This window comes from Burkholderia sp. Ac-20379 (assembly GCF_017104645.1).
Taxonomy (GTDB): Bacteria; Pseudomonadota; Gammaproteobacteria; order Burkholderiales; family Burkholderiaceae; genus Burkholderia.
Map to the genome: position 1 here is coordinate 1 of NZ_JAAGPF010000285.1, position 9,959 is coordinate 9,959.

Consider the following 9,959-nt stretch of genomic DNA (forward strand, 5'->3'; position numbering starts at 1 on the left):
CGGGCGAATCGCCACTCGCGGCCGCAGCGGCGCTGCGCCGGCGAGCCGGCTTCGTCGAACGGGAAGAACGCGGGGAGCGGGGACGGGATGGCACTCGGGATTCGTTCATGGTGCAAGGGCCGCGGACCTCGCGATCCGCGCCGCCCCGTCAGGCGCGACCGCTCGATGTCGGTCGCGTGCGGGCCGGCCCGGATGCCGGGCAACGGGCGGCCTCGGGGACGGAAAGGCCGCATTGTCGCACGGCCGCCCGCCCCGCCCGCGCGAAGCGCGCCTCATCCAGGCCGCACCCGCGCCGCGCCTCATTCGGCGCCGCTCACACCCTCCTGCTCCTTGAACATCTGCACGCCCGGCAGCTTGCGCAATTGCCCGGCGATCCGCTCGTATTCGAGCGACGAGACGCGCGCCAGTGCGATCGTCACGTCGTCGCATTCGGGCTGCTCCTCGCTCTGCTGCACGATGAACTGCTTGACGCGCGCGCTGTCGGTGCCGAGCGCGGCGTGCAGCGTCGAGAACGTCAGCGAGCCGCGCTCCACCAGCAGCGCCATGTGCCGGCGCTGCCGCACGGTGATGTAGCGCTTTTCGAGCGGCTTGATGCCCGCGAGGATCACCAGCACGATCACGGTGGCCGTGATGGCGGCCACGTAAAGGCCGCCGCCCACCGCCAGCCCGACCGCCGCCACCGACCACAGGCTCGCGGCCGTGGTCAGCCCGCGCACGATCTCGCCGCGCATCAGGATCGAGCCCGCGCCGAGGAAGCCGATGCCCGACACGACCTGCGCGGCGATCCGCGACGGATCGAGGACGATCTGCGGCTTGCCGAGCACATCGGCGAAACCGAATGCGGACACGATCATGATCAGCGCCGAGCCGACGCACACCAGCATGTGAGTGCGCAGGCCGGCGGCCCACGACAGCCGTTCGCGCTCGAAGCCGATCACGCTGCCGAGCGCGGCCGCGAGAACGAGCCGCATGACGAGTTCGAAGTTGTTGAGCATGCGTTCTCTCCTTCCTGTTATTGTGTCGGCGCAATGACGCCGGCCACGGGCGCTTCGCCCGGCCGCCGGCGCGCCGCCGCACCTTGATAGACCAACGAGTTTTGATGATGTCCGCTACCCGCCCCGCCATCGACCCGGCCGCCGACTTGCGCAGGCATTTCGCGGAAATCGTGCTGCCGCTGTGGCGCGGGCCAGGGTTCGACCCGTCGATGAGCCTTCCGTTCGAGGCCGTGGCGCCCGATACCCACGCCCCGCTGCCCGTCGCGCGGTTCCGCGCGATGGCCTGCGCGCGCCAGTTGTTCGTGTTTTCGGACGCGGGCGACCTGGCCCATGCGGATAGCCTGTTCGACGGATTGTGCCGGCATTTCCTCGACCGGCGGCACGGCGGCTGGTTCTACAGTATCGATGCGCAGGGCGCGCCGCTCGATCGCAGCAAGGATCTCTACACCCACGCGTTCATCGTGTTCGCCTGCGCGGCCTACTTCGCCGCCACCGGCAACCGCGACGCGCGGCAGCTCGCCGAGCAGACAGCCGCGCTGATCCAGGATCGCTTCGCCCCCACGCCCGGCGACGCCTGCCTCGACGCCGCGCGCGCCGAGGATTTCGCGCGGCTCGACGGCCCGCCGCTGCAAAACCCGCTGATGCACCTGACCGAAGCGTGGCTCGCGGCCGCCGGCGCGTTCGGCGACGCCGCCTTCGACGCCGCCCTGCTGCGCACCGCACGGGCCGTGGAACAACGTTTCGTCGATCCGGGCACCGGCTGCGTCGCGGAATTGCCGCTCGGCAGCGAAGGCAACCGCTTCGAGCCGGGCCATCAGTTCGAATGGTTCTATCTGGTGCACGAGGCCGGCGCGCGGCTCGCGCCCACCGGCCTGGCCGACGCGCTCGAGCGCGCCTACCGGTTCGCGGAACGGCATGGCGTGGACGCCGTCACCGGCGGCGTGTGCGCGGCCACCGACGCGCACGGCGCCTGCCTCGACGCCACCCAGCGGATCTGGGCGCAAACCGAATACCTGCGCGCGCTCGCCACGCGCGGCGCGCAGCCCGGCTCGCCCGATCTGGCCGTGCAGACCGAGCGCTTCGCCGCGCGCTTCCTGCATCCGCGCGGCTGGTTCGAATGCAAGACGGCCGACGGCGCGGTGGCGCGCGCCGACCTGCCGTCCACCACGCCCTATCACCTCGCCACCGCCTACGCGGCGCTGCCCGGCGCGCGCTGAGCGCCGAACACCGCGCCCAGCAAGCCGCGTGCCGCCCGCGCGGCGTTCATGCGGCAGTCTCGCCGCGAATCTCCTTGCGTATCGGCCGGGCGCTTCCTAGAGTGAAGCGCAAGCGGCCGGCCCCCGTCGGCCGCACGGGGCACGGCCCCGCCCACTGCGAAGGAAGGTGATGACGGACATCGTGGATCACGCGCGCGGCGCGCTTCTCGCCCAGCCGTTCAGCATGCTGCTCGGTACGGAACTGATGACCATCGGCGGAGACGAAGTCGCGCTCAGCCTGCCGATCCGGGACGACCTCAGGCAGCAGCACGGCTTCGTGCACGGCGGCGTGATCAGCTATCTGGCCGACAACGCGCTGACCTTCGCGGGCGCGCTCGCGCTCGGCCCGCGCGTGGTGACGGGCGAATACAAGATCAACTACCTGCGCCCGGCCACCCACGGCCGCCTGCTCGCGCGCGCGAAGCTGCTGCACGGCGGCCGCCATCAGGCCACCTGCCAATGTCATGTATTCGTGGTGAACGGCAAGGACGAGCGGCTGGTGGCGGTGGCGCAGGGCACCATCAACCGGCTCGGGGAAGATCGCGCCGATCTGGCGCAGGAAACGGCGGCCTGACAGGCAACCGGCGTCATTCAGATCACATCGCCCGGCACGCGCACCGCGCCTTCCATCAGCACGCGCGCGCTGCGGCTCATGATCGCTTTGGTGACCACCCACTCGCCGCCCACCTGGCTGGCCTGCGCGCCCACCCGCAGCGTGCCCGACGGATGCCCGAAGCGCACCGCCTCGCGCTCGCCGCCGCCAGCCGCCAGGTTGACGAGCGTGCCCGGAATCGCGGCGGCGGTGCCGATCGCCACGGCCGCCGTGCCCATCATCGCGTGGTGCAGCTTGCCCATCGACATCGCGCGCACCAGCAGATCCACATCCTTCGCGGCAACCGCCTTGCCGCTCGACGCGACGTAATCGGCCGGCGGCGCGACGAACGCGATCTTCGGCGTGTGCTGGCGCTGCGCGATCTCGTCGAGCGAGCGGATCAGCCCCATGCGCAGCGCGCCGTGGGCGCGGATCGTCTCGAAGCGTTCGAGCGCGGCGGCATCGCCGTTGATCGCGTCCTGCAATTCGGTGCCGGTGTAGCCGATCGCCTCGGCGTTCACGAAGATGGTCGGAATGCCGGCGTTGATCATGGTGGCCTTCAGCGTGCCGATGCCGGGCACCGCCAGATCGTCGACCAACTGGCCGGTCGGGAACATCGCGCCGCCCGCGCCGTCCTCGTCGGCGGCCGGATCCATGAATTCGAGCTGCACCTCGGCGGCCGGGAACGTTACGCCGTCGAGTTCGAAATCGCCGGTTTCCTGCACCTCGCCATTCGTGATCGGCACGTGCGCGACGATGGTCTTGCCGATGTTGGCCTGCCAGATCCGCACCACGGCCGTGCCGTTGTCCGGCACGCGCGACGGATCGACCAGCCCGCCCGCGATCGCGAACGGCCCGACCGCCGCCGACAGGTTGCCGCAGTTGCCGCTCCAGTCGATGAACGCCTTGTCGATCGCGACCTGGCCGAACAGGTAATCGACGTCGTGATCGGGCCGCGTGCTGCGCGAAATGATCACCGTCTTGCTGGTGCTCGACGTGGCGCCGCCCATGCCGTCGGTCTGCTTGCCGTACGGATCGGGGCTGCCGATCACGCGCATCAGCAGCGCGTCGCGCGCCGCGCCCGGCGTGCGGGCGGCTTCCGGCAGATCGTCGAGCCGGAAGAACACGCCCTTGCTGGTGCCGCCGCGCAGATAGGTGGCGGGAATCCGGATTTGGGGAACGTGGGCCATGGGAATGCTTCCTGAAATGACGAGGGCGGCATGCGGGCCGCCCGAACGCGAAGCGGCCTCAGCCGCCCCGCACGATGCAATGGGCCGGCGCCTGTGCCGGCCGTGACGCTCACGCCGTCTGCGACGATTCGAGGAAATCCTGCGCGAACCGCTGCAGCACGCCGCCCGCCTCGTAGATCGACACTTCCTCGGCCGTATCGAGCCGGCACGTCACCGGCACGTCGGCGCGCGTGCCGTTGCGGCGGTGGATCACCAGCGTCAGATCGGCGCGCGGCTTGCGCTCGCCGATCACGTCGAAGGTTTCGGTGCCGTCGATGCCGAGCGTCAGGCGGTTCGCGTCGGGCTTGAATTCCAGCGGCAGCACGCCCATCCCGATCAGGTTGGTGCGGTGGATCCGCTCGAAGCCTTCCGCGACGATCGCCTCCACGCCCGCGAGCCGCACGCCCTTGGCCGCCCAGTCGCGCGACGAACCCTGGCCGTAATCCGCGCCCGCGATCACGATCAGCGGCTGCTTGCGCGCCATGTAGGTTTCGATCGCCTCCCACATCCGCACCACCTTGCCTTCCGGCTCGATGCGCGCGAGCGAGCCCTTCTTCACGGCGCCGTCCACCACCGCCATCTCGTTGACGAGCGTGGGGTTGGCGAACGTGGCGCGCTGTGCCGTCAGGTGATCGCCGCGGTGCGTGGCGTAGGAATTGAAGTCTTCCTCGGGCACGCCCATCTTCGCGAGATATTCGCCGGCCGCGCTGTTGGCGAGGATCGCGTTCGACGGCGACAGGTGATCGGTCGTGATGTTGTCGCCGAGCACGGCCAGCGCGCGCATCCCGGCCAGCGTGCGTTCGCCCGCCAGCGCGCCTTCCCAGTACGGCGGGCGGCGGATGTAGGTGCTTTGCGGCCGCCAGTCGTACAGCGGCTCGACGCTCGCGCCGGCCGAGACGCTGCGCGCGAACATCGGCTCGTACACGCGCCGGAACTGCTCGGGCTTGACGCTCGCGGCGACGATCGCGTCGATCTCGGCGTCGTCGGGCCAGATGTCGGCGAGCTTCACCGGCTTGCCGTCCGCGTCCTCGCCGAGCACGTCGTTCTCGATGTCGAAGCGGATCGTGCCGGCGATCGCATAGGCCACCACCAGCGGCGGCGAGGCCAGGAACGCCTGCTTCGCGTACGGGTGGATGCGGCCGTCGAAATTGCGGTTGCCGGACAGCACGGCCGTGGCGTACAGGTCGCGCGAAACGATCTCCTGCTGGATGTCGGCGTCGAGCGCGCCCGACATGCCGTTGCAGGTGGTGCACGCGAACGCGACGATGCCGAAGCCGAGCGCTTCGAGATCGGGCAGCAACCCCGCTTCCTGCAGATACAGCTCGACCGTCTTCGAGCCGGGCGCGAGCGAACTCTTGACCCACGGCTTGCGCGCCAGGCCGCGGGCCCGCGCGTTGCGCGCCAGCAGGCCGGCCGCGATCACGTTGCGCGGGTTGCTGGTGTTCGTGCAGCTCGTGATGGCGGCGATGATCACCGCGCCGTCGGGCATCTGCCCGGCGATGTCCTCGTGCGGCGCGGCGATGCCGCGCTCGGCCAGCTCGCGCGTCGGCAGCCGCTTGTGCGGATTCGACGGGCCGGCCATGTTGCGCACCACCGTCGACAGGTCGAACGCGAGCGTGCGTTCGTACTGCGCGCCGGCAAGGCTGTCGGCCCACAGGCCGGCCGTTTTCGCATAGGTTTCGACCAGCGCCACCTGCTCGTCGCTGCGGCCGGTCAGGCGCAGGTAATCGAGCGTGCGGCCGTCGATGAAGAACATCGCGGCGGTGGCGCCGTACTCGGGCGCCATGTTCGAGATCGTCGCGCGGTCGCCGAGCGTGAGGCTCGCCGCGCCGGAGCCGCGGAATTCGAGGTACGCGCCCACCACCTTCTGCTTGCGCAGGAATTCGGTCAGCGCGAGCACGATGTCGGTGGCCGTGATGCCGGGCTGGCGCTCGCCCGTCAGCTCCACGCCGACGATGTCGGGCAGCCGCATCCACGACGCGCGGCCCAGCATCACGTTCTCGGCTTCGAGCCCGCCCACGCCGATCGCGATCACGCCGAGCGCGTCGACGTGCGGCGTGTGGCTGTCGGTGCCGACGCAGGTGTCGGGATAGGCCACGCCGTCCTGCGTGCCGATCACGGGCGACATCTTCTCCAGATTGATCTGATGCATGATGCCGTTGCCGGGCGGGATCACGTCCACGTTCTCGAAGGCCGTCTTGGTCCAGTCGATGAAGTGGAAGCGATCCTCGTTGCGGCGATCCTCGATCGCGCGGTTCTTGGCGAACGCATCGGGATCGAAGCCGCCGCATTCCACGGCCAGCGAGTGATCGACGATCAGTTGCACCGGCACCACCGGGTTGACCTTGGCCGGATCGCCGCCGCCCGCCGCGATCGCGTCGCGCAGGCCGGCGAGATCGACCAGCGCGGTCTGGCCGAGGATGTCGTGGCAGACGACGCGCGCCGGGTACCACGGGAAGTCGCTGTCGCGGCGGCGCTCGATCAACTGGCGCAGCGCGTCGTCGAGCCGCGCGGGCTCGCAGCGGCGCACCAGGTTCTCGGCCAGCACGCGCGACGTGTAGGGCAGCGTATCCCACGCGCCGGGCGCGAGGGCCTCGACGGCGGCGCGCGCGTCGAAATAATCCAGCCCGGTGCCGGGCAGCGGTTTGCGATTGGCGGTATTCATGTTCTGGGCTTGCGGGGAGTTCAACGAAGGGCGGCCCGCGGGCCGCCCCGGGCGCGATCAGCGTTGCTCGATCGGCACGAACTTCAGGTCTTCCGGCCCGGTGTAGTTGGCGCTCGGGCGGATGATCTTGTTGTCGACGCGCTGCTCGATGATGTGCGCGCTCCAGCCGGAGGTGCGCGCGATCACGAACAGCGGCGTGAACATCGCGGTCGGCACGCCCATCTGGCGATACGACACGGCGCTGAACCAGTCGAGGTTCGGGAACATCTTCTTGGCGTCCCACATGACCGATTCGAGCCGCTCGGCGATCTCGTACAGCCGCGTGTCGCCGGCGTCCTTCGACAGCTTGTGCGCGACCTTCTTGATGACCTTGTTGCGCGGATCCGAGATCGTGTAGACCGGATGGCCGAAGCCGATCACGACTTCCTTGTTCTCGACGCGGCGGCGGATGTCGGCTTCCGCGTCGTCGGCGTCGCGGTAGCGGCTCTGGATCTCGAACGCCACCTCGTTCGCGCCGCCGTGCTTCGGCCCGCGCAGCGCGCCGATCCCGCCGGTGATCGCCGAGTAGATGTCGGAGCCGGTGCCGGCGATCACGCGGGTGGTGAAGGTGGACGCGTTGAATTCGTGCTCGGCGTACAGGATCAGCGAGACGTGCATCGCGTCCACCCACGCCTTCGACGGCGGCTTGCCGTGCAGCAGATGCAGGAAGTGGCCGCCGATCGAATCGTCGTCGGTTTCGGTTTCGATGCGCTTGCCGTTGTGCGACCAGTGATACCAGTACAGCAGCATCGAGCCGAGCGAGGCCATCAGGCGGTCGGCGATGTCGCGCGCGCCGGGCAGGTTGTGATCGTCCTTCTCGGGCAGCACGGTGCCGAGCACCGACACGCCGGTGCGCATCACGTCCATCGGATGCGCCGAGGCCGGCACCGCTTCCAGGGCGGTTTTCAGCGCGGACGGCAGGCCGCGCATCGCGCGCAGCTTGCGCTTGTAGGCGGCCAGTTCGGCCACCGTCGGCAGCTTCTCGTGCACCAGCAGGTAGGCGATTTCCTCGAATTCGCAGGTTTCGGCCACGTCGAGGATGTCGTAACCGCGGTAGTGCAGATCGTTGCCGGTGCGGCCGACCGTGCACAGCGCGGTGTTGCCTGCCGCGACGCCCGACAGCGCCACCGATTTCTTCGGCTTGAAGCCGCCCGCTGCGGCCGGGGCCGCGTCTTTCGTCTCGCTCATCTGTCGTTCTCCTGATCCGGGGGGATGTCTCTGTCTCGTTCGTTCGATTGCGATGCCACGCCGCGGTTCAGCGCTTGCCCTGGCTGAACAGTTCGTCGAGCTTGTCCTCGTAGGCGTGATAGCCGAGGAATGCGTACAGTTCCGCGCGCGTCTGCATGGTCGGAACCGCCGCCTTCTGCGTGCCGTCGCGGCGCACCGTCTCGTAGAAGTTCAGCGCCGCCTGGTTCATCGCACGATACGCGCCGCAGCAGTAAAGCGCGATGTCGACGTTCACGCCGCGCAGCTCGTCGAGCGTGAACATCGGCGTGGAGCCGAATTCGGTCAGGTTCGCGAGGATCGGCACGCCGACCGCTTCCTTCACGCGGCGGAAATCGTCGAGCGTCTTCATCGCCTCGGGGAAGATCATGTCCGCGCCGGCTTCCACGTAGGCCTGGGCGCGCTCGATCGCGGCGTCCAGCCCGTCGGAGGCGGCCACGTCGGTGCGGGCCATGATCACGAACTGGTCGTCGGTGCGCGCGTCCACGGCCGCCTTGATACGATCGACCATTTCCTCGAGCGGCACGCATTCCTTGCCGGGCCGGTGGCCGCAGCGCTTCTGGCCGACCTGGTCTTCCAGGTGCACGGCCGCCACGCCGGCCTTGATGAACGAGCGGACGGTGCGCGCGATGTTGAAGGCGCCGCCCCAGCCCGTGTCGATATCGACGAGCAGCGGCAGATCGGTGGCGTTGGTGATGCGGTTCGCGTCGATCAGCACGTCGTCCATGGTGCTGATGCCGAGATCGGGGATGCCGAGCGAATTGGCGGCCACGCCGCCGCCCGACAGATACACGGCCTTGAAGCCGCTGGCCTCGGCCATCTTCGCGGCATAGGCGGTGATCGCGCCCACCACCTGCAGCGGCGATTCGGCGGCGACGGCGGCGCGGAATCTCGCGCCGGCGCTGGAAAGCGGGGAACTGCCCATCGGATGTGTCTCCTGACGTGTGTCGTTGCGGTTGGATAGTGCAAGGACCGGGCCAGCCTCGATGTTCGGCGCTAAGCCGCTGATTCGCAATCGAAATGCGATCCGGCCGCGCGAAAATCGGTTTCATTATGGAAACCCGCGATTTCAAATTTGAAATGCAGCGGTGATAATGCACGCCCGATTCCACCGATCGCCGCCGACCGCCGCCGCCATGACGCCCGATTCCGTTCCGCCACTTCGCCCGCGCATCTGGGCGGTCGGCATCAGCCGGCTGCGCGCGCTGTTCCGCGATCTGGCCGACGAATACGACGCGCGCGCCGATCTGCGGATCGTCACGAGCGGCTACGACGAGGCGATCGCCGCGCTGGCGACGGCCGGCGCGGAGCGGCCCGACGCGATCGTGGCGGCCGGCTCGAACGGCATGTATCTGAAAACCCATGTGGACGTGCCGGTGGTGCTGGTCAGCCCGACCGGCCACGACCTGCTGCATGCGCTGGCGCGCGCCCGTCGCGACGCCGCCGCGCCCGTCGCGCTGGTCAGCTACGGCGACACGCCGGCCGACCTGCGCCGCTTCGCCGCCGCGTTCGGGCTGGACATCGTGTTCGCGAGCTACCAGTCGCGCGCGGAGGCCGAGGCGCGCGTGCGCGAGCTGCAGGCGCGCGGCATCGAGACCGTGGTCGGCCCCGGCCTCGTGACCGATCTCGCCAGCGCCGCCGGCATGAACGCCGTGTTCCTCTATTCGCACGCGGCCGTGCGCGCGGCCGTGGAGACCGCGCTCGAAGTGGCTCACGCGACGCACGCCGAGGCGCTGGGCCGCCAGCGTCTCGACAACCTGCTGCCACCCTTGCGCGCCGGCGTGGGGGCCGCCGACGGCGGGCGGCGGGGTGGTGGCACACACGCGGGGGCGGGCGCGCGGCATCGAGACCGTGGTCGGCCCCGGCCTCGTGACCGATCTCGCCAGCGCCGCCGGCATGAACGCCGTGTTCCTCTATTCGCACGCGGCCGTGCGCGCGGCCGTGGAGACCGCGCTCGAA

General features: G+C 69.7%; 7 protein-coding genes and 2 pseudogenes. 4 read left to right on the top strand and 5 right to left on the bottom strand.

The genetic code is table 11. The annotated features are described in order from the left end of the window. Positions 1-299: 299 nt before the first annotated feature. Positions 300-995 carry an MgtC/SapB family protein gene (locus G3N92_RS26205; RefSeq protein ID WP_206130498.1) on the bottom strand — a complete coding sequence of 232 codons (696 nt, stop codon included), beginning with the start codon at positions 993-995 and terminating at the stop codon, positions 300-302. Positions 996-1,102: 107 nt separating this feature from the next. On the opposite strand from G3N92_RS26205, the gene G3N92_RS26210 reads away from it, so the two are divergent. Next, positions 1,103-2,212 (top strand): AGE family epimerase/isomerase, encoded by a 1,110-nt coding sequence (locus tag G3N92_RS26210; protein ID WP_206130504.1) that lies wholly within the window; start codon positions 1,103-1,105, stop codon positions 2,210-2,212. 169 nt (positions 2,213-2,381) lie between these two features. Beyond that, positions 2,382-2,825: a PaaI family thioesterase gene (locus G3N92_RS26215; RefSeq protein ID WP_206130499.1), complete on the top strand. Its 444-nt coding sequence runs from the start codon at positions 2,382-2,384 to the stop codon at positions 2,823-2,825. Positions 2,826-2,842: 17 nt separating this feature from the next. Here the strand turns inward: G3N92_RS26215 and prpF are convergent, their stop codons facing one another. From prpF to prpB, 4 genes are all read right to left on the bottom strand, one after another. Beyond that, the gene (prpF, locus tag G3N92_RS26220) at positions 2,843-4,033 is read right to left on the bottom strand and encodes a 2-methylaconitate cis-trans isomerase PrpF (RefSeq protein WP_206130500.1); all 1,191 of its coding nucleotides are present in this window, start codon (positions 4,031-4,033) and stop codon (positions 2,843-2,845) included. Between the two features lie 109 nt (positions 4,034-4,142). Next, positions 4,143-6,737, bottom strand: coding sequence for a Fe/S-dependent 2-methylisocitrate dehydratase AcnD (gene acnD / locus G3N92_RS26225; protein WP_206130501.1), 2,595 nt, complete (start codon positions 6,735-6,737; stop codon positions 4,143-4,145). Between the two features lie 57 nt (positions 6,738-6,794). Beyond that, positions 6,795-7,964 carry a 2-methylcitrate synthase gene (gene prpC / locus G3N92_RS26230; RefSeq protein WP_206130502.1) on the bottom strand — a complete coding sequence of 390 codons (1,170 nt, stop codon included), beginning with the start codon at positions 7,962-7,964 and terminating at the stop codon, positions 6,795-6,797. A gap of 67 nt (positions 7,965-8,031) precedes the next feature. After that, positions 8,032-8,925 (bottom strand): methylisocitrate lyase, encoded by an 894-nt coding sequence (prpB, locus tag G3N92_RS26235; RefSeq protein WP_206130503.1) that lies wholly within the window; start codon positions 8,923-8,925, stop codon positions 8,032-8,034. Between the two features lie 211 nt (positions 8,926-9,136). On the opposite strand from prpB, the pseudogene G3N92_RS26240 reads away from it, so the two are divergent. Beyond that, a pseudogene (locus tag G3N92_RS26240) lies at positions 9,137-9,796 on the top strand (PrpR N-terminal domain-containing protein); the annotation flags it as partial. 34 nt (positions 9,797-9,830) lie between these two features. Next, a pseudogene (locus G3N92_RS35555) lies at positions 9,831-9,959 on the top strand (PrpR N-terminal domain-containing protein); the annotation flags it as partial.

What these genes read in the sequence shown, in the direction of transcription:
- G3N92_RS26205 (WP_206130498.1), bottom strand. Translation starts at nt 995, where the DNA reads ATGCTCAACAACTTCGAACTCGTCATGCGGCTCGTTCTCGCGGCCGCG.
- prpC (WP_206130502.1), bottom strand. Translation starts at nt 7,964, where the DNA reads ATGAGCGAGACGAAAGACGCGGCCCCGGCCGCAGCGGGCGGCTTCAAG.
- G3N92_RS26210 (WP_206130504.1), top strand. Translation starts at nt 1,103, where the DNA reads ATGTCCGCTACCCGCCCCGCCATCGACCCGGCCGCCGACTTGCGCAGG.
- G3N92_RS26215 (WP_206130499.1), top strand. Translation starts at nt 2,382, where the DNA reads ATGACGGACATCGTGGATCACGCGCGCGGCGCGCTTCTCGCCCAGCCG.
- prpF (WP_206130500.1), bottom strand. Translation starts at nt 4,033, where the DNA reads ATGGCCCACGTTCCCCAAATCCGGATTCCCGCCACCTATCTGCGCGGC.
- acnD (WP_206130501.1), bottom strand. Translation starts at nt 6,737, where the DNA reads ATGAATACCGCCAATCGCAAACCGCTGCCCGGCACCGGGCTGGATTAT.
- prpB (WP_206130503.1), bottom strand. Translation starts at nt 8,925, where the DNA reads ATGGGCAGTTCCCCGCTTTCCAGCGCCGGCGCGAGATTCCGCGCCGCC.